A 23,174-nucleotide genomic window follows, 5' to 3' on the forward strand; every position below is an offset into this window, starting at 1 on the left:
CATCACGGCACGGAGAAATTATATATAATCGAATCCAAGTCTTTTGGATTCAAACAACTTGGGAGTCGGATGATGAGCACAAACACCGTTACCGACCTTTCGGCTGAAGAATGGGCAGGCCTCAAAGCAATCAGCAAGACTCAGCATAACACCGTGTACGATGGCGAGAATTCCGGAACGGCAACGACGGATACGCCGGGGCTGGGCAAGACCGTAGTCGGGTATAGCTATGATCCGGGGAAGAAGACGGCTGAATTCACCATCAAGGAGAAGCCGGAATCGGTGCCTGCAGAGGTGATATGGTTCGCCCTTGGTGCGACTGTCGCACATGTGTCCGGTGCAGCGGCGCGGACCTATTGAAGAACTATCATTCGATACATGCATGTATTCTTGTATGGGATGAAGGATTTGCTTGATCCACAATCTGGAGGATAGGACATGGAAAGCGGACAGATCATCGATACCAACGTCGACTCGCGCAAGATCGCGGAGCTCGCGCTCGAACAGGAAATGGGCGAGGAGCTGACGGATGAGCAGTTGCTCCAGATGGCCGAGGGTTCCTGTTCTTGGGGTGCCAACTGCCGCGGCTGATCTCGGCAGGCAAGCTATTGGGGAAGCCGGATGCTCCTATTGCTGGCAGTTCGGCAGATACTACCAAGACGCACTGACAAGAGCCCACTCCTACGCCCGATCCGTCGCCCCCGCAACGCGAGGAGGCAATTGGGGTCTCGCTCGGGGCGGTTGCTGAGACCGAGAAGCGAAAGGATCCCGTTTTGGTCCGGATCAGGGCGTCGAGGTGAGATGAGTCCCTGCCAGCGCAATTTGGTTTGAGGGAGAATTACGCATGAACGTGCAATCAGATACGGGCGTCGACACGGGCGTGGAGCGCGTGGAAGAAGCCAAGATCGATCTGATGCTAGGCGAGGAACTGACCGACGAGCAGCTGTTGCAGATGGCGGAAGGATCGTGCTCCTGGGGTGCCAATTGCAACAAGGGGTGCTGAGCGGCGACGTGCAATCCAGGCACGCCCCGGATGGCAGGCGTTGATGGAATGGAGGGGCGTTGTTGTGACGCTCCCCCATTTCCCGTTCCGCGTGTTTGCACCGATATGGCTCTAGCCGATATTGGTCCTGATTTCCTGACCAGCCTGTTTGCCTGGGCCACCAACGATGGGCCGGGTGCGGCGCTGGGTATCTATCGGGACGGCCAGCCGCTGTTGCTGCGCGGCTTCGGCCTGGCCAATGTCGAGCATGGCATGCCGATAACGCCCGGCACGGTCTTCCATGTCGCGTCGCTGTCGAAGCAGGTGACGGCGTTCTGCGTCGCCCTGCTTGCCGAGCGCGGGATGCTGGACCTCGATCAGCCGCTCGGGGCGCTGTTCCCGGAAATCCCGATCGCACGAGAGATCACGCCGCGCCAGATCCTCCACCATTGCAGCGGGCTGCGCGATCAATGGGGGCTGCTCGATCTGGCGGGCTGGCGGCACGAGGACGTGAAGCGCGACGCCGATATCCTTGGGCTATGCGGCCGGCAGCGCGCGCTGAACTTCGCGACGGGCACGCGCTTCCAATACATCAATAGCGGCTACACGATCCTTGCCGCGGCGATCGAGCGCGTCACCGGCATGGCGTTGCGGGCCTTTGCGCACGAGGCGCTGTTCGTGCCCCTGGGGATGCACCGAACCTGTTTCCGCGATGCCTTCGACCTGCCGCTGCAGGGGCGGGCCGATGCGTATGCGCGCGCGGCGGACGGCACGCTGCGCATCAACAACCCCGCCTATGCGACGGCGGGGCCGACGGGATTGTTCACCACCGTCGCCGATTTCGCCGCCTGGGAGCAGCATCTGCTGCAGCCGCAAATCTGTTCGCAGGCATTGATCGCGGCGATGCATCGCCCCGGTCTGCTCAACGACGGGCAGTCGACCGGCTATGGCTTCGGCCTGGCGATCGGACGCTATCGAGGCTTGGAGGTCGCGGAACATGCCGGGGGCGATGCTGCCTTCCGCGCGCATTATCTGCGCTTTCCGGTGCAGCGCCTGGCCGTCGCGATCTTCTGCAACACGGCAACCGCGCCACCGGGCCAGATCGCCCGGAAGATCGCCGATCATCTGCTGGCCGACGCGTTCGGGGCCGCCGCGGATCGTGCCGCCGCGCCCGCGCAAGCGAGCCGTGCGGTGGGAGCGGAGATGCCGGCGGGCGATGCGCTGCTCGCCTTTTGCGGAAGCTATGGCGAGCCGGGGGGGCAGGATCGCGTCGAGGTGCGCTACCGCGACGGCCGCCTGTTTCTCTGTCCGCCGGGCGGCCCCGACTATGAGCTCGCACCCACCGGCCCGGCGAGCTTTGCTTTCCTCGGCCTGGATGCGACCTGCGAATTCCTGGTGGAACCCGGTGCGCCGATGCAATTCCGGACCTTTTATGGCGGCACCCAGACGGCCTCGCTGGAGGCGGTGCCTCCCGAAGCCGCGGGGACGCCGGCACCCGTCACGGACTATGTCGGGATCTACGACAGCGCGGAACTGGATGTCGCGTACCGGGTAGCGCTGCAAGGTGAGGCGCTGGTGCTGGACCGCGGCCGGCGCGGCGCGCACCCGCTGATGCCGTTGAGGCAGGACGACTTCGCCTGTGCGGGTGGCCTCTCGATCCGCTTCGAACGCGACGCGGCCGGCGCGGTCGCGGCGATGCTGGTCAGCACCGAGCGCGTCTGGGATCTGCGCTTCGAGCGCAGGGCGACCCTGTGCGCCGATCAGGACAAGGCGATGGCGGGGCACGCCGGCCCGTCCACCGGCGCGCCCTCGCGGTAATTGGCGTCGTCCAGATACGGCGCCAGCCACTGCCAGCGCGCGGGCGAGGCTTGCAGGGCATCCCGCGTCGCGAAGCGGGTATCGGCCGGAATATAGGACAGGCCGACTGCCTCGCGCGCCGTCGTTCCGCCATTTGGATCCGAGGCATGCAGCGTCCAGCCATCGTGGATCGCAACGTCGCCAAGCGCCATCGGCGCCGCGCGAAGCAGCAGTTTTCCTTCCGGTGGCGTGTCGTACGATGCTTCGGTGAACCCGTCGCGATGCGATCCGGCGGCGTAGACCATCGGCGCGAGCGCGGCATCGATCGGGGCGAGCGGGAGCCAGAGCGTCAGCATCGTCGCATCGACGATCGGAAAGAACCACAGGTCCTGGTGCCAGAAGGTGGCCGGAGCGCCCGGCGGCTTGATATAGGCGGCCGCCGCGACGAGCCGGATCGCTTCTGTGCGCAGCCAGTCTGCCGCGATCCTGCCGAGCACCGGCGCGGTGAGGATGTGCGCGATCGCCGGCGCCGCGCGATGGGGTTCGAATACCGCTGCGATTTCCTGTCCGCTCGCGCGGTTGGGCAAATCGTGGGCGGCCTCCATCAGCTGCGGTTGCCAGGCGGCGACCAATGCCGGGTCCAGCACACCGCGAAGATGGGCGAAACCGGTATCGTGATAGCCGTTGCTCACTGCATCATTTTGCATTCGTGGACCACCCGTTCGATCAAGTCGGCTTCGCCTTCCAGCAGGTCCCGCCGGGTCAGGGCATGGACCGCATCGGGCACGACACCTCCGCCCTCGATGCGCCGTCCGGCCTGCGCGCCGGTACGGTGGCATCGCAGCACGGCGACCCGCAGGCTGGCGGCGTCCTCGTCCGGCGCGAACAACGGGTCGCCGCTCAGCCGGTGGATCAGCTGCTGCGACCAGGCCACGCCGCCGCCGCCGCCCGTGCGCGGCGCGACTCCGATCACCTTGCCGAGGCGGTGGTCCTGCACGCCGGCGGCGAACATCTCCGCCGTGCTGTAGGTGCGCGCATCGACGAGCACGATCACCGGCCCGGGATAAGGCCGGACGTGCGGGCCGATGGTCGGCGACGGGGTGAGCGGGCGCGTGGCGGTGTGGGAGGTGCCGGCCCGCCTGGCGGCCTCGATCGGCTCGCGCCAGGGCGCCAAGGCCGCGCAGTGGTTCGCGAGATCGCGCATCCAGTCGGTAGAGCGCAGCGCGAAGCCGAGGGGGGTGATCGGTCGATCGGTGAACAGGCCGAGCATGCGTTCGCCGGTCTGGACAAAGCCTTCCTCGCAGCCGCGCAGATCGATCACCACGCCCGTGCGAGGCTGGCGATCCAGCACCTCGGCGAGCATGGGCAGGAAAGGGTCGGCCGGCGCCTGGAGCGAGGCGATGCGAATCCAGCCGATATCCCCGCCCGGCGTGGCAATCCGTCGATGGCGCAGGTCGCCGGTGACCGCCTCGAAGTCCGGTTCGGGCGGAATCCAGGCGGCGCATGCGCGGGCCAGCTCCTCGGCGCTCGCGACCTGCCATTCAACGGTCATGCGGCGGGCACCCGAGGCCGTTTCCACCTCGATGGCGACGGCCTGCTCCTCGGGCGGCGGGAGGAGGCCGAGCGGCCGGATCGTGAGCGTCTGGATCGCCTTGGCGCGGCGGGCTTCGCTGTTCGCGCCGAGTTGCCCAGTGCCATGGGCATCCAGCGCCGCTGCGGTCGGCTGGCCGTTCCAGGCATGGAGCCGGTCCCCGCGCCGGAGCCGCGGGTCGGCGGATCCGGTGACGAGCAACGTCATGCCCCCCTGGTCCCAGCATGCGGCGACGGTGAAGGGCAGGGCGGCGAAGCGCTGGCTCTCGGCGGGCGGCAGGACGAGGCGGGTGTGGCGATCCCCGAACGCCGCGAAGACTCCCATCAATGCGCGATACAAGTGGGTACGCGGCGCGGGCGGGTTGGCAGCGAGTGCCCGCAACCGGGCCAGCGGATCGATTCCTTGGGCACGCCGATCGGGCAGGTGCACGCAGATCTGGTCGAAGGCGCGCAAGGCCCGATCGATCAGAAGCCGGTCCGCATCCTCTGCCGGTGCCGCGCAGGCCGCATCCTCCACCGCGTGCAGGCTCTGCGCATCCATGGCGCTATTCCCAGCCAAGGACCGAGGGCAGCGTCTGCGGCGCGGCGATCCGCAGCAACTGGTATCCGATGCCTGACAATCCCTGGAAGAAAGAGGGGTCGAAAAACTCCTGCCCCCCGCGTCCGGCCAGCCGGTAGCCGCCCGCCTGGCGCCGCCGCGCGAGCACTTGGCCGGCCCAGGCCTGCGCACGTGCGGGCGCCGCAGGATCGAGCAGGCGGGCCGCCGGCAGCAGGAAAAGCTCGGCCCGGCCGAGCGCGCCGCAGCACAGTCCGTCGCGATCGCCGATGCCGTGGCGTTCTGTCGTGCGGAGCGCGACTTCCAGATCGCGCCGGTGCTCGGCTGGTGCCCCGTGCGACGCACGCCCGATGCCGATCCCGGGCGCGCCGTGGCACCAGGTCGTCATATAGCGCGGCGCGGTCGCAAGGTCGCCGCCGCCATGGCGATGGTCGCGCCAATTGCCCTCGGCCAGATCGAAGGCGTCGTTCTCCGCCGCGATCGCTCGCGCCGCCGCGGCCGCGAAGCGCGCCTCGCCGGTTGCCCTCGCCAGCCGGTCGAGGGCAGCGGCGATACCGGCCGCGCCATGCGAGAAGCCGGTCAGAGGAGGTCCTCCGCCGGGGGCGGGCCAGGCGATCCCCGTCCCGCTCCGGATCGCGCTGGCCAGCAGGTGGTCGCCGCACTGTAGGGCCTTGTCGAGCAGCACCGGATCGGGACAGCGGCGGTGCAGGCACAACAATCCCAGGATCGCGCCGGCCGATCCGGACATGACGTCGAACGCCGTGTCGTCGCGGATCCAGGCGGGGCTGATCCTGCTGCCGAAGGCGATGGCCTCGGCGTACAGGTCGGACTGAGCGAGCAGTTCGCCGCACCAGGCAAGCGTCGCGACGAAGGCGCCCGCCCCCGTCGCAGCGCCGAGCGTATAGCCTTCGCGTACCAGTTGTTCGGGCGTTGCGGCGTGCAGATGGCGCTGCAGCGTCGCCAAGGCAGCGATGGCGAGGTCGCGCCCCGATCCCGTCACCCGCGCCAGGGCGGCGAAGAACAGCGCCACGCCGGCGATGCCGGAATAGAGGTCCATGCGCAGGGGGCGGAATTCGTGTCGATTGGCACCCGGCAGGAGCTGCGGCGCGATCCAGGTCGCCGCGCCGCCCGACAGGATTGCCTTGCCCGCCAGTTCCTCCCCGATCGTGCGCGCCGCTTCGATCAGGTCCCGCGGCGCCTCCGCTGGGGTCGGTTCCGCGTCGGAAGTCGGGGACGTGGGCACATGCTGCACCACCGATTGCGCCAGCCCCAGCGACGCGCGGATGAATTCCTGCTGCAGCTGCAGATCGGCTTCGTCGAGCGAGCGGATGCGGCGTTGCACCCGCTCGATCGCCGATTCCTCGAACAGGTCGTCGAGCGCGATGCCGGCGGGCAGCCGCAAGCCGCGCTCGGTCGTGCGGACGGTGAACTTCGGGATATCCAGCCGTTCGAGCGCCGCGAGCTCGGCTTCGAGCAGCGGGCGGAAGCGCATCTGCTTGTGGCTTTCCAGGTAGAAGCGGCTGATGACGTCCATTTCGATGCTGCGTTCGGCACCGTCGCGCAGATGCCGGGGGGCGCCCAGCCGCTTGAGGACCAGTCCGTAGATCCGCGTGGCGTGGAAGACGAAGCGGATTTCGCTGCCGGCGAAGCGCTGCGCCAGCCCGTCGCCCCCGGCCCCGGCCCAGCGCGGTGCCTCGGCCATCAGGCGTCGATAGATGTGCGCGAAGCCTTCCACGAGCGCTTCGACATGGTCGACGGCCTGCCCCGGTACGCCATTGGCCGAGGGAAGATGGTCGCTGCTGTCGACCAGGATCGGCTCCTGCGCGAGCGTCATCGCGTCGGTACCGGCGTCCCGCCAGACCCGACGGACATAGGAGGTGACCTGGCCCGGTGCCGCGGCGAGGCCGCTGATGTCGACGCAGTGCCCCGCCGGTCCCATTTCCCACGCCGGCAGGAAACCGGCGCGAAACACCGAGTTGAACAGCATGTCGCCGGCGACCGCTTCGGCCGGGGAGAGATCGCTGGGGCCCCGGATCACCGGATGCATCAGCGTTTCCATGTCGATCAGCAGCGGATACGCCCCGCGCGCGACGATGTTTTCGAAGAAACAGTCGGATGCCTCGACCGCGTAGAGCAGCGCGAGCAGCATGCCGGCGCGCCGATAATAGGCGGGCAGATCACCCGAATCCGCGCAGGGGGCAGGGGCGGCATATTCCACCCAGCCATGGCTCTCGCGGGACAATACCCGCAGCAGCCCGAAATGCGCACCGTTGTCGTTGAGGTCGGCCAGCCAGGCGAACCATGCCCGCTCCACATCGATGTTCCGCGGCTTGTGGACGATCGTCAGCCCGCGCTCGAAGGTGAGGATCGAAACGGTGCGGCCGCCATTGTGCCGGTCCGACAGCGAGGTGCGGAGGCCCGCGACCCTCCCCGGCGCGCTGCCGCCGGCGAAGATACGGGCGATGTCCGCCCGGTCGGCGGCCAGCGCTTCGGCCATGGCGGTGGTGTTGGCGACGAAATCGGCGAGGGTCGTGGCGAGCAGCCGCGCCAGGACCGGATATTCGAGCAGGAAGCCGTGCATGCCGCCCGCGAGCATCTCCGCGACGAACGCGTCATAGCAGGCGGTCGAGGATGCTGCCGCCGCGTCCCTCCCGGCGGCGCTGCGCCGGGCTGCGAACTTCAGATAGAAAGCGGGTGCGGCGAGATGGCTGAGCGCTTCGGCGAGGTCGCCGAACAGGGCGTCGGTCGCCGCCTCGGTAAAGCCGGGCGCCAGCACCGGTGCGAGCGCGCGGCGCGCTTCGGCGACGAACGGCGCTACCAGCGCACCGAAGGGGCAGGCGGGTACCTTGGTGGGATGCTGCTCGATCGCCGCGAGCGACCGCGTGATCCAGTCGGTCCAGTCCGGCAGCGGCCCGGTGTGATGCAGCAGGCCGAGGCGGCGCTGCGCCGCTTCCGGCGTGGTGTCGAGCCAGGCCAGCCGACGGGCGAAGGCCGAGGGATCGGCCCCGCCGATCTTGGCGCGCCACTGCGCCAGGCGGGCCTGTGCGAGCTCGGCCGATGCCGGGCTGTCGACAGGGCGGAAGGGGCCGTGCAGGCGTTCGGCGATGGTCGCGGCACCGATGACGAGCTGCCGCAGATATGCCTCCCCCGGGGTGTCAGCCATCGTACCGGTGCTCGGCGACGGGCTCGACCTCGAGCAGGCCTTCGCGCACCAGCCGCGTCGCCAGCACCTGCACCTCCCGCAGGCTCAGCCCGGGATCCAGGTCGCGGATCGCGGCGCGGCGGTGGCGGGAAAGATGGTGGAGCGCCGGGCCGATCTTGGCCGGGCCGGAGATGCGCCCGCCCGAATAGCGGATGCCGGCCATGCCTGCTGCCTCGAACACCTGGCAGGCGATGCCCTCCCGCACCCGGACGATCGTGTCTTCGCGGAGCGCCGGTGGCGCGTGCAGGAAGTCGTCGCCGGGCGGTGGCGCGCGTTCGACCAGCCAATCCTCGGCGAGTTGCCCCAGCGCGCGATCGGGATCGAGCAAGGCGGGCAGGGCGGCGACCAGCGCGCGGAATTCCTCGCGGATCCCGCTGCCGTCCAGATAGCCGGGCGGTAGCGCCCCGCGCAGCCGCTCGTCCGCGCGCGCCGCCTTGATCCCGGCCTGCAGGAGATCCAGCCATGTCCTCGGATGGACGCCGATGCTCAGATGTACCGACATGCAGTCGGTCGCGGCGGCCGAATGGACGTGGCCGCGCGGGATGTAGAGCATGCCCCCGGCGGTGAGATCGCCGTCGAACACCAGCGGCGGCAATTCTCCGGTCACCGGGGCGTGTTCGTCGCGCAGCGGCCGGTCCGTCGCCGCCGTGCGAACCTGCCAGGCCTTGCTGCCGGAGACCTGCAGGATGAACACGTCCATGATGTCCCAATGGTGCGAAAAGGCGCGCGCACCCGGGGGCGTGACATAGAGATTGACGTCGACCGGATGCTGCAGCTCGGCCTGCAGCGCCATTGCGTAGCGCTCGACGGGCTCCCACAGCTTGTCGATACCGTTGACGATCAGCGAATAGCCTTCGCCGAGCGCCGCCCGCACCGCGGTGAGCCGCGGGGTGCCGTCGGCATTGGTCCAGCGCTGCCCGTAATGCTGGCTGTCCTTGACGAGCAGCATGCCCTCGGGCGGCGCGGGCTTCAGATAGTGGAGAAGCCGCCCGATGTCCTCCAGCCGGAACAGACGGGTGAATCGCGCGGGATCACCGCTCGGGACGACAAGGGAGCGGCGCTCCCAATAGTCGTCGACAAAGGCGCGCGCGGAGATCGGCGCGGTGAGGCTGTCGAGGATCGGTCGGGATGCCGTATCCTGCTCGGGTTCCAGCAGCAGCATCGCTTACGCCAGCCGTAACAGGCCGATGGCGACCAGCCGACGCGCCAGGACCAGCTTCTCGCGATCGGCCAGGCTCGGCAGGTCTGCCACGGCGAAGCGCGGGTTCGCGGCGATGTAGGCCAGCGCCGGGCGGATCTTCGCCGGGCCGAGGATGCTGTTGCCGGAGAATTGCAGCCCGGCCTGCGCTTCCGTTTCGATCAGGCGCGCGAGCGTGATGGATCGCCGCTCAAGGCGGGTGCCGAGCTGGATCGGCTCGAACAGCACCGCGAAATGCCCGTCGGGCAGCGGCGGGCGCTCCACGACCAGATGCTCGACATGCTTGTGGACGGCATCGTCGAGCGTCGCTTCCTGCTGGAGGTGCTGCTTGAACCCTTCGAACTGCTCGCGCAGCGCCTCCATGGCGGCGTCATCGTGCAGGAAGCCCAGCGGCAGCGAGCGTCGATACCGGGTGTCGCGATCGGCGAGCGCGGCGAGCGCATCGTGCATCAGGTCGAACCAGGAGCGGACATGGATTTCCAGCGTGATGTGGAGCGACGGGCTATCGTCTTCGGCCACCCCTTCGTGTGGGAAGCCGCGCGGGATATAGAGGACCGCGCCGGGGGACAGGACCGTGTCGAGGATCGGCTCGCCGAGCTGGGCGCGGTCGACCGGCGTGTACGATCCCTCCACTTTCGGTGCTTCCTGCAGCGGGGCATAGACCTTCCACCGCTTCGTCCCGTCGACCTGGACGAGAAATCCCTCCTGCGTATCGAAATGCGGCTTCACCCCCTTGGAGCGCGGCGGGGTAAGGTACACCGCGACGCCTACCCGGTGGTTCAGGTCGCCCTCGAGCTGCTGGCAGAAGGTGGCGAGCGGCGGCCAGCGCATCTCCAGCCCGCTCAGGATGATCGTGCTGCCCTTGAGATAGCTTTGGTAGACGAGATTGAGGTTGGCGGTGCCGTCGGCGTTGAGGAAATTGTCGCGGACGAACCCTTCGTCGCTGACCAGGTCGATGCTGCCGGGCTCGGGCCGCTGGTAATGGATGAAGGTGTCGACGTCGCGGCTGGAGAAGAGCGCGCGAAACATGTTCGCCGATCGGGCCGGCGCGACATACGGCTTGCGCTCCCAATAGTCGGCGAGAAATGCGTCGCGGGACAGCGGAAAGATCAGGTCGTCGAAGCGCAGCGCTTCGGGCGCGCGCGGCTTGGCCTCCGCCGGAGCGGGGAGATGGGGCGCAGCGGTTGCGGCCAGCTTCATGTCGGAGTGCCTCTTATGGATGGTCCGGATGTCGTTCAGCGCGCGAACACCAGCGGCGTCATCGGGCCGGCGGCGATCTCGCCCGGCGCGAGGCCGGGTAGCGACGTGTCGCGGTTCTGCTTGCGGATCAGCCGCGCGAAAAAGTCCTGCGGCGGGGCATCGCGGGTCATCGGCCGCTCGGTTGCCAGCCTTGCGCCATCCGCAAAGAACACGATCACGATCGCCTCCCGAAGCTGCTCGGCGGTGTTCGACCGCGAACTGTGCATCGTCCAGGCCGAGTGCACGGCGATGTCCCCCGCGTCGAGCCGGCCGTAATTGTGGATCGCAAGCCCCCGCGCGCGCATGTCCGCCTCGAACGCGTCCATCGCTTCGTCGTCGCCGGTCGAGGGCGCGATGAAGCCGTGGCGATGCGAGCCGGTGACATAGCTCATCGGCGCCAGTTCGGGCACGATGTCGGTCAGCGGGATCCACATGGTGACGATCTGATCGGTATCGAGCGGCATGAAATAGGCGTCCTGGTGCCACGGCGTGTTGGCGCCGCCCGGCCCCTTGAAATAGCTCTGGTCGCGGAAAAGCCGGACGGCATCGACACCCATCAGGTCGGCGGCGATCTCCCCCAGCCGCGGCGCCAGCACGAACAGCCGCGCGACCGGATCGAGCGTCCACAGATTGTTGACGAACATCCAGTTCTTGCCATTGCCGGCGACCTTCTGCTCCATCGCGTGCTGGTCGTCGTTCGAGCGGGCGACGGCCGCTTTCAGCGCGGGGCGATAGGCGGCGATCTCGTCGGGCGTGAGCACGTTGCGGAGCAGGACATGGCCATCCCTTTGGAAGCTGGCGATCGTCTCGGGCGCGAGGGCGAACGTGCCGTCGAGGGGCGGCGGGTCCACGAGCAGCGTCATGATCTCACTCCTCCAGCTTCGATATCGGGGTCGCGATAGACCAGGGGAACCGCGTCGCCGCGGGCAGGCGCACCGGGTTCCAGGCCGCCCAGTGCCGCTGCCAGCAGGCTCGCCATCATCGGCGGGCCGCCTTCGGCCGATCGGACCAGCGCGCCATCGGGGAAATAGCTGATCGCCAGCGCCTCGCGGGGATGGTCGGACCGGTTCGGCGCGGAGCGATGCGCGGTCCAGCCGCTGTGCAGCGAGACGTCGCCGGGCTGCATCGGCGGATTGGTGAAAAGCGGATAGCGGGTCTCGATGCCGGCGAGGTCGATCGGCCCCGCGCGATGCGAACCGCTGGCAAAGGTCAGCGCGCCGCTGTCCTCGCCAACCGGCACCAGCGGCAGCCACAGCGTCACCACGGCATCGCAGGCGAGGGGGATATAGCCCATGTCCTGGTGCCAGGGCGTCGCCATGCCCCCGGCCGGCTTGTAGAAGCCGTTGAAGTGGAGCACGCGCACCGCCGGCGCCCCCAGCGCCTGCGCGGCGATCCTGCCCAGCACGGGCGCGCAGACCAGGCTGCGCACCGCCGCCGGCGCGGCGGCGAGGCTGAACACCGTGCGGGTCGCGCTTGCCCCCAGCGACCGCTCAAACCCGTTGAGCTCGGCATGACATTGGGCGACATAGGCACGAAGCGGTGCTGCTGCGGCGAGAACGGCCTCGCGCGGCGCGGCACCGGGCAGCATGCAATGGCCCTGATCGACGAAGGTGCCGATCTCGAGCGTGTCGGTCGCGCGCGTGAGCAGCGTCGCGGCGGTCACGCGGCTGCTCCCTTGGTGACCGCCCGCAGCGCGCGCAGCGCCGTCGCCGCGCCGAAAATGCCGCGATGGTCCGGGCTGAAATTGGTAAAGGTCGCGGCGAGCCCCTCCAGCGATGCCGGTGCGTCCGCGGGCATGCCTTGCCAGCGCGTCCAACGGACGTCCTCGGGCGGGTCGATCGCGTGCGGCGGGGGCACCCGCAGCCGGGCGGTCGGCCCCCATCCGCCAGTATCTCGCTGCCACACGGCGAGCGCAGCGGCACCGGCGCGGGCGGCACGGCGCGCGTCCGCCTGATCGGATGCTTCCGCGAGCGCATGGGTGGCGCAGGCAAGGGCAAAGGCCGGACGGATCGCGCCCTGCGCCGCCGCCAACAGCGAGGTCCGGCGGATCAGCCAGCCGGTCGCGCGCTCGATCGCCGGGCGGTGGGCCGTGGCGTCCAGCTTGGCCAGTGCCCGCACCGCCTCGCTCGTGGCATATTCGCGGTCGAACCAGAAATAGGCGGGCCAGCTGCCATCGTCCGCCTGCCGGTCCAGCAGATAGGGGGCGAGCGTATCCGCATGCGGAGCAAGGTGCGCGCCGGCGGCGGAAACGCAGGCGTGCGACTGCGTCCAGCCGTCAAAGGAAATGAAGGCGGGCAGGCCGACATAGCCGCGAATGGCGGCGGGATCGGCATAGGTGGCCAGTCCGCCATCGGGCCGGACATGGCGCGCCAGGAACGCAAAGCCGCGCCGCGCGGTCGGCGATTCCGCCTGCGCCAGCCCATCGGCGAGGCGGAGGGCCCAGAGGCTGCTATCGGCATCGCCAGGGACGCCTGGGTTATAGCTCCAGCCGCCTTCTGGCAGGCTGTGTTCCCGCAGGAATCGCCAGGCTCGCTCCGCCGCGGCGCGCGGTGCCGTATCCTCTCCGTCGCCGAGCAGGGCTTCGGCCGTATAGGCGGTTACCCAGCTGTCGCTGAGACCCGCGGGCAGCAGGAAGTCGCGCCAGCTGCCGCCTGGATCCTGCCGCGCCAGCAGGAAATCCACGGTACGCGCTGCGGCGGCGCCGATGTCCGCCTGCCGATCGAGCAGCGCCGTCATCCGCCCTGCTCCACGTCGCGCAGCGCGATGCCGAAATAGCCCTTGGCCTGGGCGCGGCCATCCCCGGCCAGCACCAGCTTGACATGGCTCAGCCCGCGCAGCAGCAACCGCGGCACCCCGTCCAGCACGACGTGCTGATGCCCGGTCCAGTCGAGCAGCGCCGCATGCTTGGCGGGCGTGAGCACGCCGCCGTCGGACAGCGCCTGCCAGATCCCCGCCCAGCGACCTTCGCGATGCGGCTGGCGCGACCAGCTTCCCGAGCGGAAGTTCGGCTCGATGCCGATATGCGGAAACGCCTGTGCGGCGATGTCGAAGTGCAGGCCGATGAAATCGCAATGTGGCGCCAGCGCCGCCAGCCAATGGTCGAGCGCGGCGCGATCCCCGGCCCAGCCGATCGCATCGAGATAAGCCGGCACGGCGGCGAGCGGCAGGTCGAAGATGCACAGGCGAACCGCCTGGATCGGCCGGCTCAGCATCACCCCGATCTGGAAATCCCCGGTGCCCGCCGGGCAGGCGCGGAAGGCGCGATCGAGGCTGTCGTGCAGCGCCGCACTGTACGCGCCGTCGAACAGTTCGGGGAACAGCGTGTGCTGCATCCAGTCCCAGGGGCGCGCCGTCTGCGGCTCGTCGGGCCAATAGCCGAACAGCAGGTTCGGCGCGGGATCCGCCTCGCCCGCATCGAATTCCAGCCAGGTCGAGGCGGCATCGGCAAAGGGATCGGCATGGGTTTGCTGCCAGCGCCGATAGAAACCGCCGATGCGCTGCCAGGTGCCGGTGCCCGAGCCGATCGCATCGGCTGCCAGCAGCCGTGCCCCTTTCGGGGAAAGGTTCAGCGCGCAATCGGTCGACTGCGCGGCGCCTTCCCCCAGGCGGCATTCGAACCCGAAGAACTGGACGGCGTGGAGCGGGAACAGCGCGCCGACCCGCCGGCTATGGTCGAAGCTGGTCGGGGACATCAGCAGCGGTGGCAGCAGCGGCGCGATCTGGTCGAACGCGGCGGCAAGGCTGCCCTGCTCGACGACGGGGTCTGCGGTCAGGCTATGCATGGTCGGCAGGCTCCAGCGACGGTACCGACGTCGCAGTGGGCGCCGTCCTTCCCGTCGCCCCCTCCGCCGGACCGGTCGTTCGCCGCGTATAGGAGGCGAGGGGGTCGAAGGGCACGCCGGCAAGCAGCAACCGGCGCAGCAGCCCCGCAGCGCAAAGTGCGGCGCCGTTGGTCGCGCGCTCGGCCTGTCCCACCTCGACGATGTCCCAGCCGACCAGCCGGAATCGCTGTGCCGCCGCGTCGATGAGGTCGAGCGCCTGGTGATAGCTGATTCCGCCGGGCAGGGGGGTGCCCGTCTCCGGCGCATGGATCGGGTCGATGCAGTCGATGTCGAAGCTCAGATAATAGGGAATGTCCCGCGGCAGGCCGGCGAAAACCGCATCCGTCGAAAGCTGTCGCAGTTCGCGCGCACTGACATAATCGACTCGAGGGTCGTGGTGCAGGCTGGCGGCAGCGGCCGTTTCGAACGTGCGCAGCCCGAACTGCCGCAACACGCGCAGGTTCGGCCGTGCCAGCGCGCGGTGGAACACGTTGGCGTGCGTGACATAGTGAAATTGTGCGCCCGCGGGCGGCCAGAGATCGTGATGCGCGTCGAAATGGAGAATGCCCAGCGCCGGCCAGTGGCGAAGATGCGCCTCGATCGCGAAGGCGGTGCAGGAATGATCCCCGCCGAGCATCGCCGGCACGCTGCCCTGCGACAGGAGGATCTCGCTCAACAGCGAGAGGCGCGGCCCATAGCTGGCGATGCCTTCGCCGACCAGTCCCGCGACGTCGCCAAGATCCCCGACCGATGGAAGCGAGGCAGCATAGGATCGACGCATCTCGAAATCGAGACAGACGCGGTCCTTGCCAGCCGCCGCGGAAGGCGCGGCAAACGGGACCTGCGCGTGGCGGCGTATCTCGGACGGGCCTGCACGTGCACCACCGCGACCGCTCGATGCGACATCGGTCGGCGCGCCGAAGAGGACGATGTCGGGCTTGCTTCCCGGTTCGAGGAGTTTCGACAGGGTCAGCGGACCGCCAATTGCGGCGGCGGTCTGGGTGAGTAGCTGGTCCGCCGCCACCAGCAGCGCGTGGCGGATCGCCGTCGGCACGTCTCGCGCCTGAGCCTGCGCCCGTCCGAACCATTCATGAAGCGGCCTGGGTCGCGCGAAAAATTCGAGAAGTTCCACTATATCCCGGTGGAAGCTCTTCTCGGTGCCCGCCGCCAGATTGGCTACCGAAATCGTCTCGCCTCTATCGATGATGCGCAACCCGGGCACGGTCACGAACACGGTATCGACCATATCTGCCAAGGGATTCATCCTGACGCCTCGACCGAGTATTTCGCTTTTACGGATAATATCTGTAAATGTGCGAGAAATGCGGCATTAAAACGGGCGACCGATTTGTACGCAGCGCATCACAGTCTGGCAATTTTTTGACAGAAAAGTGATATGAAAATGATTCTTGCTATGTTTGTGTGGAAGGGTATTTACGAGAAAAAGGAGAGTCAAGTTGATTGTGTCCGAGTGGAACTAATCATTCCTTGGATTTGCGAAGCGTGCGCCGCAAGAACCATGCGGCCGTGCCGGCGAATTTGATGCTTTTGCCGAAGCGGGGTTGTGGTGCGATCATCGCTTGGCGCAAGATACCGGACGCCCTTGCGTCGGAAGAAGGCGGCTGAGCGGAGGCTGGGCCGAAGCGTTCGCATTGTCGCTCGCGCCGCTGCCCTATGGGGAGAGTGCCGTGCGGCCCTCTTTCACGCGTGGCGGTGCCGTCCGTAGCTGGCAGCGCAATGCGGCTGTTCCAAGCGACGGTGGCGTCAAAGGTTGATGATCCCTCGCCTGAGCGCGGTCGTCACCGCCTGGGTTCGATCGCTGACGCCCAACTTCTGAAAGATCGTGCGCAGATGCGCTTTCACGGTTTGTTCGGATACGCGTAGCTCATGGGCCACGAGCTTGTTTGCTTTGCCTGCGGAAACAAGCGTGAGAATTTCGACCTCGCGATCGCTGAGCGGCTCTTCGGCGGAATGTAGCGCGATTTCCTGGGCGACGTCCGCGGGGATGAACCGGCGGCCGCCATGCACGGTCCGGATCGCGGTCAGCAATTCGTCGATCAGAGAACTTTTGAGGAGGTATCCGTACGCTCCGGCCTTCAGCGCTTTTACCGCCTGAACATCGCCGGGATAGGTCGTCAGGACGATGATGCGCGCATTGGGCGCAAGGTCACGGATCCGGCTGATCGCCTCGATTCCAGGCAGAACCGGCATCTGCAGGTCCATCAGCGTGATGTCGGGTCGCATCCGCTCGAATGCCGCGACCGCCTCCGCACCGTTTGCCGCTTCTCCGACTATTTCGAGATCGGGCTCAGGCGCAACTATTCCCGCGATACCCTGTCGCAGCAGCACATGGTCGTCTGCCACCAAGATGCGAATGGGCTTCGACGTCATGGCCGTACCCGCCGGGCGATGCGACATATCAAACCATCGACGCCAAATCGCCGCGCCGGATCGTCCCGATCTGCCGCGCGCCCGGGGAGGACGAGCGTCAGTTCGGTGCCATCGCCCAACGGACTGTTCACAACGAGTCGACCTCCTATCGGTTCGGCGGGCTCCCGCATCCGGCGCAATCCATCATGGCGCGGCCGTTCGTCTTGCGCCAGCACCTCCGGCGGGAGGCCCATCCCATCGTCCCGCAGCACCAGGCACTGCCTTCCACGGTTCCAAACCAGCGGGACGTTCGCCGCGGTTGCTCGCGCATGCTGCCGGCCATCGGACATCGCTTCCCGGTACATCCGAATAGCCTCTTGCTGTGCACCCTGATCCGCCGGGGCGCGTAGCGCGACCATGCCGCGTCGGCACCGTCCAAAAGATCAGGGCAGCGATACCCCATCTTGGGATGCGGTATCATGCGGGCGCCTGCTAGCCGCGATCGGGGATTTGCCGCCCGCCGCGCCGCTGCAGACTGCCGATGAAGCCATGTCGATGGAGGAAGGGATGAACGGAGATGCATAGGATCGCCCGCTTGCGCCGCAAGGGGACGCGATGGCCCGCCCGGGAAGCCCGCCGCGATGGGGGCGGCCCAGCTCGGCGCTTTCCACCCGCGATCGGGCCATTGGGCCGGGAGATGGGGAGCGGATGCAACCACGCATCACGCACCGTTGCCCCCCCGGATCCCGGAAAGGGCATGTGATGGAGATCCTCTACGAAACACGCGCACGCGTGGTAGGTGGGCGCACCGGCAACGCGACGATCGACGACGGTGCGCTTGCGCTCAGGCTCACCAGCCCGCCCGCGCTGGGCGGCAGCGACAGCGGCGGGACGAATCCGGAGCAGCTATTCGCCACCAGCTATGCGGCATGCTTCCTGAGCGCGCTTCGGTTCGTGGCCCATCGGCGGCCGCTGGTGGTCCCGGAGGGAAGCGCCGTGGTCGCGTCGGTCGGCATTGGCATGCGCGAGGACTGTGCCGGCTTTGGCTTGGCGGTGACACTGTCGATCAGCTTGCCGGGACTGGAGCCAAGCATCGCGGCTGAACTCGTGGAGGAGGCGGAGCAGGTCTGCCCCTATTCCCACTTGATGCGGAACGGAGTGGATATCTCCGTGGGTATTCGCGACTGAGGCGTGCGTGCGGGCAACCGGAACGTCCGGCCGGCGCCGCTGCGCGCGCATGTTCTCACCTGCCTCGGGAGAACGGGCACAACCGCTCCGGCAGCGCGTGGATAGCGCAATGTCGATGCGCCGCATTGCCCTCGGATCGCAGGATGAAGTGCAGTGCATCGGGAATGGCCCCCAGGCGACGACAAGGGCTCGCTCAGCAAAGGGGCGCGCGCGGTCGCATGCGCGCGAGGACAATCGGCTGGCGCTTCCAGTAGGTCAGCGATCGCCACGCCCATTCGAGCGGACCGAATTCGAAGACGCGGAGCCAGAGCAGGCTGAAGACGATGTTGAAGGTCCAGACGCCGATCACCACCAGCATCATCTGATAGTGTTCCAGCGTGTCGACCGGCAGCAGGTAGGTCCAGGCGAACAGCGTGCGGCACAGGATGCTGGTGAAAAGATAGTTGGTAAGCGCCATGCGGCCGACCGCCGCCAGGCAGCGCTGGAGCGGCATCAACGCGCCCTGGCGTACCAGCAGGAGGAGGATGGACGCGTTGGCGAGGCACCCCGGAATGGCTTGGAACTCGTAGGGCAGCATCATCGCGACCGTGGTGACGCTGCTGCTGAAGTCGTAGTGCGAGGCTTGCACCAACCCCCCGAGGACGATCGACCAGGCGATGCCATATCCGGCCAGGGCGACCTTCGCGTACGTGGCCGATGTCAGCTGGCCGGTGAGGAACCCCGTCCTGAACAAGCCCATCCCGGCGATGAGAAGCCCCAGCGTCTCGAGAATCCAGCCCGAGGCGAAGATGCTCGTGACGAACTCCCGATAGGCGGCGGCGGGCAGGCTGCTGACGTAGGAACGCGGTTGCTCGGGCATCGGCGTGGCCAGTGCTTTCAATTGCGCGCTGCGCGCCGCCTCGGCCGCGTGCAGCGCGACCAGCTGTGCGGCCGTCGGCAGCGCACCTCGTGCGAGCGCGCCCCGTCCGTCCGCTTCCAGCTGCGCGGTTGCCCAAGAGGCCGGGATGTTCATCGCCTGCGAGATGCCGAACGTCCCGCCGACGAGTGCCACCGACAATCCGATTGCCACGAGCCGGCGGCCGGGGAGGTGACGGAGCGGATACAGCACCAACAAGGCGCCCGACGCGTAGAAGAGAAGGACGTCGCCGCTCCAGATCAGCGTTCCGTGCAATGCACCGATCAGCAGCAGCCACAAGTTGCGACGATGGAAGATGGCTGCCGCCATGCCCGCATCATGTCGCTGCTCGAGGCGCTGCAGCAGAAGCAGCGCGCTGGCGCCGAACAGCATCGAGAAGAGCGCGCGCATCTTGCCTTCGAACAGAAGCCATTGGATCGCCATGACGACCAGATTCAGTTCCGGTTGCTCTCCCGAGGAGGAGATGACGCGCAGTGGTACGTTGAAGGCGACGCTGGGTGACCCCGCGAACAGCTGAATGTTGATCACGAGGATTCCGAGCAGCGCGGCTCCGCGCAACACGTCCAATGCCGCCAACCGGTCGCGTTGGGGTACGGGAGCCGGTTGCGCTGCGCGGGCGCGCGAGCCTTCTGTTGCATCCTGCATGCGAACGATCCTGTTTGGGAGGAAGCGGCAGTGGTGGCGCCGGTCGCGCTACATCCAGGCTGCGAAATCGAGGAATCATGTTGCCGACGGAATTTGGTGGGCGCACGCGCACTTCGGTGCGGCGGGCGTCCATATTGCACCTGTAGCCGATGGTGCGTGCCCGGTAGTCGGAGCGTCGCGCCAACGGGCCAATCGAGTGGCATGTCCGAGCCTGATTCCTGTCGGCCGCGCGGGATACGACGCGCGGTTTGGGATGCCCTGCTGCTGGGCTTCTGCGCCCAACACCATGCCCAATATCCCATGGCTTCGACGGCGGCCTTGATGGACGCATTGCACGCGCGGACCGCGAAGCGAAACCGCGGCGCGGCCGTCGAGAGTGGGGCCGTGCATGGTCACTCCGCCTGGTCGCGCGCATCATCCTGGAGAAAGAGCTTGCCCGAACGTATGACGAAGCTTCTGCGCGCGCCGGCGATGGCATGCCTCGCCCGCACGCTGTTGACGTTGCCCTTCTGGGTCAGCGGGGTCTCGAAGCTGCTGTTCTTCGACGCCGGCGTCGTCGAGATGGCGCGCGCCGGATTGGAACCTGCCGTCGCCTTCAATATCGCGACGATCGTGGTGCAACTGGCGGGATCGGCGCTCATCATCCTCGACCGGGGTGCCTGGCTCGGTGCGGGCGCATTGGGATCGTTCACCGCGTTGACGATCCTGCTCGTCCACCGGTTCTGGGCCATCGCCGACGAGCCTTTCCGGACCATCGCGCTGCACGTCTCGACCGAGCATCTAGGCCTGATCGGCGGCCTGCTCTGCGTCGCCGTCCTCGCGGTCCGCCAGGAGCAGCCGGACCGCGCCCGTCACAAGCCGCCCGCCCATGGTCGACCGGAGGTGCGTCGATGATCGACACCGCTGCCGGCGGATTCAGGACCTTGCCCGTGCCACGCGCATGCTGGCGCGCCTCGGTGCATCGCTCAGGCAGCGGGCAACCGATTCTGCCAGCCGCGCGGCGTTCGCTCGCATCGTGGCGCTGTCCCGCACCCGTCCTGCGCTTGCCGCCGCAGCGTGCTGCCTACATCTTGAGGACGAAGCGATGGGCATCTGGTCGTGCCGATCCCGGACGCTCGGAATCGCCGCACCGGGCCGGCGGGCGTAGAGGCACCTGCATGATTCCAGTGGATCGCTCAGGAGATTTGCCATGAACCTTCGCCTCGTTCTTGCGGCCATGATCGCTTCGCCCTGCGTCGCACCCCAGGCATCGGCCACGCCGCTCCTCGATCCTCCGGCCTCCTGTGCAAGGCAGTTCGATCCGGCGACGCCACTGCGCGCGCGGGTGGGGGAGCCTTCGTCCGAGGTTCTCGCGGCCTATCGGGGATCGGGCGCCACCGGCGTCGGGCCGCACAGGCTTTCGGACGTCGAGTGGCAGCAGGTGGATGCGGCGATCGCGGCGCTGCCGCAGCGACACCGCGACATCCTGCGGCGGCACCTGCGCCGTATCAGCTTCATCGAGGCCTCCACTGGTGCGGGCAACGCGCTCACCAGCCGCGTCGAAGCGGCGTGCGGAGAGGCGCTGTTCGACCTCACGCTTCGCGCTGGCCTGTTCCGAGAGACGCTGAGCGATTTCCTCACCACCAAGGAGGCGGGGCTGTTCCAGGGCGACGGCTCCGGCACCACGGTGCGCATCGAGGCCGGGAAGATGCCTGCGGTCCCCTATATCCTGTTGCACGAAAGCACCCATATCGTCGACGGGGTGCTCGGCTTGGCGACGCGGGACGCCTTCCGCGAAGGAGTCTGGGCAAAAGAGGGGGGCAGGGCGCTGGCCCCGGGCCTCGCGGCGAACCCGGTCGGCAGCATTGCCTGGCGCGGTGGTGCCAGGCGTCCGATCGGCGAGGCGGCGGCGCTCTATGGCGGCCTGCGGCAGACGCCGTTCACATCGCTGTACGGGAGTGTTGCGCCGGGGGAGGACCTCGCCGAATTGGTCGCATGGCAGCAGCTTGCATCGCGCTGGAAGGTTCGGCCCGCCATCGTCGTGCGCGGTGCGGACGCGAAGGTCCGGCTTCGTTACCGGCCGCTCGCGACACCCGCGGTCCGCGCGCGCATGCGCCGCGTGGCCGTGCTGCTGGGCACGGCATCCTGAGCGGCGGGCCGGGAACGGAGCCCGCCGCCCAGCGCCCGCGCGTCAGGCGTCGCGGGGAAGGTGATTGTTGACCGTGCGGTCGCCGGCCAGCCAGCGGGTCAGCGCATCGCGTGGCGCCTCGCGCGTGTCGGCGCCGGGATGGTCCGGATCGACGCACAGCTCGATCGTCTGGCCATCGGGATCCTCGACATAGAGCGAGCGGGCATAGCCGTGGTGGAACGCCATGGCGGGGATCCCGGCTTTCTCCAGCCGCTCGCGCAAGGCGGCCTGCTGCTCGGGCGCGATCTTCAGCGCGAGATGGACGAACAGCCCCTGCCGCTTGGCCGCATAGCGCGCCTGCAGCTCGGCATCGGCGAAGTGGAAGAAGGAAAGCGAACTGCCATCGGCGAGGCCGTAGGAGGCGAGCCCGAATGCATGCGGTACGCCGCCCAGCACTTCCCGTTCGATCCAGAAGTCGGTGAGCGGCAGGCCGAGCACGTCCTCGTAGAAATGGCGGGTGCGCTCATGGTCGGAAGAGACATAGGCGGCGTGATGGAGCCGCGCCGGGAGCAGCGAAGATAGGGAGGTCATGCGATAGGCTTTCCTGCTGGAGTGGAAGCACGGAATCTGGGACGCTGCGGCTACCGCTGCGTCACGCAGCGGGGCGGTTTCCCAACGATCGTAGTGCACCGTCGCGCACGGGCAGGGAGCATGCGGCGCCTGCTCCCTGCCGCTATCGCTCAGTTCGACTTGTGCTTGTGCGCGGCGTGCTTGGCGGCACCGTCGATCACGTCCGCGACCACCGCGGACTGAGTCATGAACACCGCATGGCTCGCCTTCACCTCGGTCACCTCGGCGCCGATCTTGGTCGCCATGCTGTGCAGCATGCGCTGGTCGAACGCCTTGTCGTCGGTAGCGATCACCGCCCAGCTCGGCCGCGTCTTCCAGGCGGCGTTCTGCAGCTTGACCCCGAACGAGGCCATCGCGATCGGCACCTGCGAATCCCGCAGGAAGGCGGCTTCCGCATCGGTGGCATCGGCGGCGAAGCCGGCCTGGAACTTGGCCGGGTCGATATAGCCGAACCCGTCCGGCGTCGTCTTCAGCACGAACTCGGGCGGGGTGGTGAAGCCCTTATACTGGTCGGCCGTCGTTTCGCCGGCATCGGGGGAGAGTGCGGAGACGTAGACCAGGCCGGTCACCTTGGGGTGGACGCCTGCTTCTGTGATGACCGTACCGCCCCAGCTATGCCCGACCAGGATGGTGGGGCCATCCTGCTGGTCCAACGCGCGCCTGGTGGCGGCGACGTCGTCGGCCAGCGAGGTGAGCGGGTTCTGGACGATCGTCACGCGGTAGCCGCGGCGGGTGAGATTATCGTAAACGGCGCGCCAGCCGGAACCGTCGGCGAAGGCGCCGTGGACCAGGACCACGTTGCGGGCAGCGGCCGGCGCCGGTGCGGCCTGCCGGGCGGTGGCGACGCCGGGGGCGGCGGCAACCGCGGTGAGGGCGAGTGCGCCAAGGGCGGCGATGAAGGTGCGCTTGTTGGTCGTCATGGGTCTACTCCTC

The 23,174-nt window shown here is 68.0% G+C and carries 21 protein-coding genes; 7 read left to right on the top strand and 14 right to left on the bottom strand.

Annotation, left to right across the window (positions count from 1 at the left end):
* Nucleotides 1-69 precede the first annotated feature (69 nt).
* The 4 genes from CA234_RS15525 (at nucleotide 70) to CA234_RS15530 (ending at nucleotide 2,800) form a co-directional block, all read left to right on the top strand.
* A complete protein-coding gene (locus tag CA234_RS15525; RefSeq protein WP_164521836.1) occupies nucleotides 70-360 on the top strand; it encodes a hypothetical protein in 291 nt (96 codons plus the stop codon).
* Nucleotides 361-438: 78 nt separating this feature from the next.
* Nucleotides 439-591, top strand: a complete 153-nt coding sequence (locus CA234_RS24405; protein ID WP_164521837.1) for a hypothetical protein — start codon at nucleotides 439-441, stop codon at nucleotides 589-591.
* A gap of 253 nt (nucleotides 592-844) precedes the next feature.
* On the top strand, nucleotides 845-1,003 hold the full coding sequence (locus tag CA234_RS24410) for a hypothetical protein (RefSeq protein WP_164521838.1): 159 nt from the start codon (nucleotides 845-847) through the stop codon (nucleotides 1,001-1,003).
* A 105-nt stretch (nucleotides 1,004-1,108) separates the two neighbouring features.
* Nucleotides 1,109-2,800, top strand: a complete 1,692-nt coding sequence (locus tag CA234_RS15530; protein ID WP_164521839.1) for a serine hydrolase domain-containing protein — start codon at nucleotides 1,109-1,111, stop codon at nucleotides 2,798-2,800.
* Here CA234_RS15530 and CA234_RS15535 read toward each other — a convergent pair.
* The 11 genes from CA234_RS15535 to CA234_RS15585 form a co-directional block, all read right to left on the bottom strand.
* Nucleotides 2,743-3,486, bottom strand: coding sequence for a phytanoyl-CoA dioxygenase family protein (locus CA234_RS15535; RefSeq protein WP_164521840.1), 744 nt, complete (start codon nucleotides 3,484-3,486; stop codon nucleotides 2,743-2,745). The two genes, CA234_RS15530 and CA234_RS15535, sit on opposite strands and share 58 nt — an antisense overlap.
* Entirely contained in the window at nucleotides 3,468-4,910 is a 1,443-nt protein-coding gene (locus CA234_RS15540) for a S41 family peptidase (RefSeq protein ID WP_126002139.1), read from the bottom strand. Before CA234_RS15540 ends, CA234_RS15535 begins: the two co-directional genes overlap by 19 nt.
* Nucleotides 4,911-4,914: 4 nt before the next feature.
* Nucleotides 4,915-8,088: a type 2 lanthipeptide synthetase LanM family protein gene (locus tag CA234_RS15545; RefSeq protein ID WP_126002140.1), complete on the bottom strand. Its 3,174-nt coding sequence runs from the start codon at nucleotides 8,086-8,088 to the stop codon at nucleotides 4,915-4,917.
* Nucleotides 8,081-9,289, bottom strand: a complete 1,209-nt coding sequence (locus CA234_RS15550; RefSeq protein WP_126002141.1) for a cupin domain-containing protein — start codon at nucleotides 9,287-9,289, stop codon at nucleotides 8,081-8,083. Before CA234_RS15550 ends, CA234_RS15545 begins: the two co-directional genes overlap by 8 nt.
* 3 nt (nucleotides 9,290-9,292) lie before the next feature.
* Nucleotides 9,293-10,525 carry a cupin domain-containing protein gene (locus tag CA234_RS15555; RefSeq protein WP_126002142.1) on the bottom strand — a complete coding sequence of 411 codons (1,233 nt, stop codon included), beginning with the start codon at nucleotides 10,523-10,525 and terminating at the stop codon, nucleotides 9,293-9,295.
* Nucleotides 10,526-10,560: 35 nt separating this feature from the next.
* Nucleotides 10,561-11,427, bottom strand: a complete 867-nt coding sequence (locus tag CA234_RS15560; RefSeq protein ID WP_126002143.1) for a phytanoyl-CoA dioxygenase family protein — start codon at nucleotides 11,425-11,427, stop codon at nucleotides 10,561-10,563.
* Nucleotides 11,424-12,227: a phytanoyl-CoA dioxygenase family protein gene (locus tag CA234_RS15565; protein WP_125976736.1), complete on the bottom strand. Its 804-nt coding sequence runs from the start codon at nucleotides 12,225-12,227 to the stop codon at nucleotides 11,424-11,426. Before CA234_RS15565 ends, CA234_RS15560 begins: the two co-directional genes overlap by 4 nt.
* Nucleotides 12,224-13,300: a prenyltransferase/squalene oxidase repeat-containing protein gene (locus CA234_RS15570; RefSeq protein ID WP_126002144.1), complete on the bottom strand. Its 1,077-nt coding sequence runs from the start codon at nucleotides 13,298-13,300 to the stop codon at nucleotides 12,224-12,226. The genes CA234_RS15565 and CA234_RS15570 overlap by 4 nt, the downstream gene beginning before the upstream one ends.
* Nucleotides 13,297-14,346 carry a hypothetical protein gene (locus CA234_RS15575; protein ID WP_126002145.1) on the bottom strand — a complete coding sequence of 350 codons (1,050 nt, stop codon included), beginning with the start codon at nucleotides 14,344-14,346 and terminating at the stop codon, nucleotides 13,297-13,299. Before CA234_RS15575 ends, CA234_RS15570 begins: the two co-directional genes overlap by 4 nt.
* Nucleotides 14,339-15,631, bottom strand: coding sequence for an arginase family protein (locus tag CA234_RS15580; protein ID WP_241213537.1), 1,293 nt, complete (start codon nucleotides 15,629-15,631; stop codon nucleotides 14,339-14,341). The genes CA234_RS15575 and CA234_RS15580 overlap by 8 nt, the downstream gene beginning before the upstream one ends.
* Nucleotides 15,632-16,149: 518 nt before the next feature.
* Complete coding sequence (locus CA234_RS15585; RefSeq protein ID WP_126002147.1) at nucleotides 16,150-16,776, bottom strand: response regulator transcription factor; 627 nt, start codon at nucleotides 16,774-16,776, stop codon at nucleotides 16,150-16,152.
* Between the two features lie 741 nt (nucleotides 16,777-17,517).
* Here CA234_RS15585 and CA234_RS15595 point away from each other — a divergent pair.
* On the top strand, nucleotides 17,518-17,943 hold the full coding sequence (locus CA234_RS15595) for an organic hydroperoxide resistance protein (protein WP_126002149.1): 426 nt from the start codon (nucleotides 17,518-17,520) through the stop codon (nucleotides 17,941-17,943).
* 193 nt (nucleotides 17,944-18,136) lie between these two features.
* Here the strand turns inward: CA234_RS15595 and CA234_RS15600 are convergent, their stop codons facing one another.
* The gene (locus CA234_RS15600) at nucleotides 18,137-19,504 is read right to left on the bottom strand and encodes a DUF418 domain-containing protein (protein WP_126002150.1); all 1,368 of its coding nucleotides are present in this window, start codon (nucleotides 19,502-19,504) and stop codon (nucleotides 18,137-18,139) included.
* A 444-nt stretch (nucleotides 19,505-19,948) separates the two neighbouring features.
* Between CA234_RS15600 and CA234_RS15605 the strand changes: the two genes are divergently transcribed.
* Together CA234_RS15605 and CA234_RS15610 are read left to right on the top strand one after the other, a co-directional pair.
* A complete protein-coding gene (locus CA234_RS15605) occupies nucleotides 19,949-20,398 on the top strand; it encodes a DoxX family protein (protein ID WP_125976744.1) in 450 nt (149 codons plus the stop codon).
* A 295-nt stretch (nucleotides 20,399-20,693) separates the two neighbouring features.
* Nucleotides 20,694-21,632, top strand: a complete 939-nt coding sequence (locus CA234_RS15610) for a hypothetical protein (RefSeq protein WP_126002151.1) — start codon at nucleotides 20,694-20,696, stop codon at nucleotides 21,630-21,632.
* Nucleotides 21,633-21,674: 42 nt separating this feature from the next.
* On the opposite strand, the gene CA234_RS15615 is transcribed toward CA234_RS15610, so the two are convergent.
* Together CA234_RS15615 and CA234_RS15620 are read right to left on the bottom strand one after the other, a co-directional pair.
* The gene (locus CA234_RS15615) at nucleotides 21,675-22,202 is read right to left on the bottom strand and encodes a VOC family protein (RefSeq protein ID WP_125976746.1); all 528 of its coding nucleotides are present in this window, start codon (nucleotides 22,200-22,202) and stop codon (nucleotides 21,675-21,677) included.
* Between the two features lie 149 nt (nucleotides 22,203-22,351).
* Entirely contained in the window at nucleotides 22,352-23,161 is an 810-nt protein-coding gene (locus tag CA234_RS15620) for an alpha/beta hydrolase (RefSeq protein ID WP_126002152.1), read from the bottom strand.
* Between the last annotated feature and the right edge of the window lie 13 nt (nucleotides 23,162-23,174).

This window comes from Sphingomonas sp. ABOLE, assembly GCF_003950455.1.
Classification (GTDB): domain Bacteria; phylum Pseudomonadota; class Alphaproteobacteria; order Sphingomonadales; family Sphingomonadaceae; genus Sphingomonas; species Sphingomonas trueperi.

What these genes read in the sequence shown, in the direction of transcription:
- CA234_RS15525 (WP_164521836.1), top strand. Translation starts at nt 70, where the DNA reads ATGATGAGCACAAACACCGTTACCGACCTTTCGGCTGAAGAATGGGCA.
- CA234_RS24405 (WP_164521837.1), top strand. Translation starts at nt 439, where the DNA reads ATGGAAAGCGGACAGATCATCGATACCAACGTCGACTCGCGCAAGATC.
- CA234_RS24410 (WP_164521838.1), top strand. Translation starts at nt 845, where the DNA reads ATGAACGTGCAATCAGATACGGGCGTCGACACGGGCGTGGAGCGCGTG.
- CA234_RS15530 (WP_164521839.1), top strand. Translation starts at nt 1,109, where the DNA reads ATGGCTCTAGCCGATATTGGTCCTGATTTCCTGACCAGCCTGTTTGCC.
- CA234_RS15535 (WP_164521840.1), bottom strand. Translation starts at nt 3,486, where the DNA reads ATGCAAAATGATGCAGTGAGCAACGGCTATCACGATACCGGTTTCGCC.
- CA234_RS15540 (WP_126002139.1), bottom strand. Translation starts at nt 4,910, where the DNA reads ATGGATGCGCAGAGCCTGCACGCGGTGGAGGATGCGGCCTGCGCGGCA.
- CA234_RS15545 (WP_126002140.1), bottom strand. Translation starts at nt 8,088, where the DNA reads ATGGCTGACACCCCGGGGGAGGCATATCTGCGGCAGCTCGTCATCGGT.
- CA234_RS15550 (WP_126002141.1), bottom strand. Translation starts at nt 9,289, where the DNA reads ATGCTGCTGCTGGAACCCGAGCAGGATACGGCATCCCGACCGATCCTC.
- CA234_RS15555 (WP_126002142.1), bottom strand. Translation starts at nt 10,525, where the DNA reads ATGAAGCTGGCCGCAACCGCTGCGCCCCATCTCCCCGCTCCGGCGGAG.
- CA234_RS15560 (WP_126002143.1), bottom strand. Translation starts at nt 11,427, where the DNA reads ATGACGCTGCTCGTGGACCCGCCGCCCCTCGACGGCACGTTCGCCCTC.
- CA234_RS15570 (WP_126002144.1), bottom strand. Translation starts at nt 13,300, where the DNA reads ATGACGGCGCTGCTCGATCGGCAGGCGGACATCGGCGCCGCCGCAGCG.
- CA234_RS15575 (WP_126002145.1), bottom strand. Translation starts at nt 14,346, where the DNA reads ATGCATAGCCTGACCGCAGACCCCGTCGTCGAGCAGGGCAGCCTTGCC.
- CA234_RS15580 (WP_241213537.1), bottom strand. Translation starts at nt 15,631, where the DNA reads ATGGTCGATACCGTGTTCGTGACCGTGCCCGGGTTGCGCATCATCGAT.
- CA234_RS15585 (WP_126002147.1), bottom strand. Translation starts at nt 16,776, where the DNA reads ATGACGTCGAAGCCCATTCGCATCTTGGTGGCAGACGACCATGTGCTG.
- CA234_RS15595 (WP_126002149.1), top strand. Translation starts at nt 17,518, where the DNA reads ATGGAGATCCTCTACGAAACACGCGCACGCGTGGTAGGTGGGCGCACC.
- CA234_RS15600 (WP_126002150.1), bottom strand. Translation starts at nt 19,504, where the DNA reads ATGCAGGATGCAACAGAAGGCTCGCGCGCCCGCGCAGCGCAACCGGCT.
- CA234_RS15605 (WP_125976744.1), top strand. Translation starts at nt 19,949, where the DNA reads ATGACGAAGCTTCTGCGCGCGCCGGCGATGGCATGCCTCGCCCGCACG.
- CA234_RS15610 (WP_126002151.1), top strand. Translation starts at nt 20,694, where the DNA reads ATGAACCTTCGCCTCGTTCTTGCGGCCATGATCGCTTCGCCCTGCGTC.
- CA234_RS15615 (WP_125976746.1), bottom strand. Translation starts at nt 22,202, where the DNA reads ATGACCTCCCTATCTTCGCTGCTCCCGGCGCGGCTCCATCACGCCGCC.
- CA234_RS15620 (WP_126002152.1), bottom strand. Translation starts at nt 23,161, where the DNA reads ATGACGACCAACAAGCGCACCTTCATCGCCGCCCTTGGCGCACTCGCC.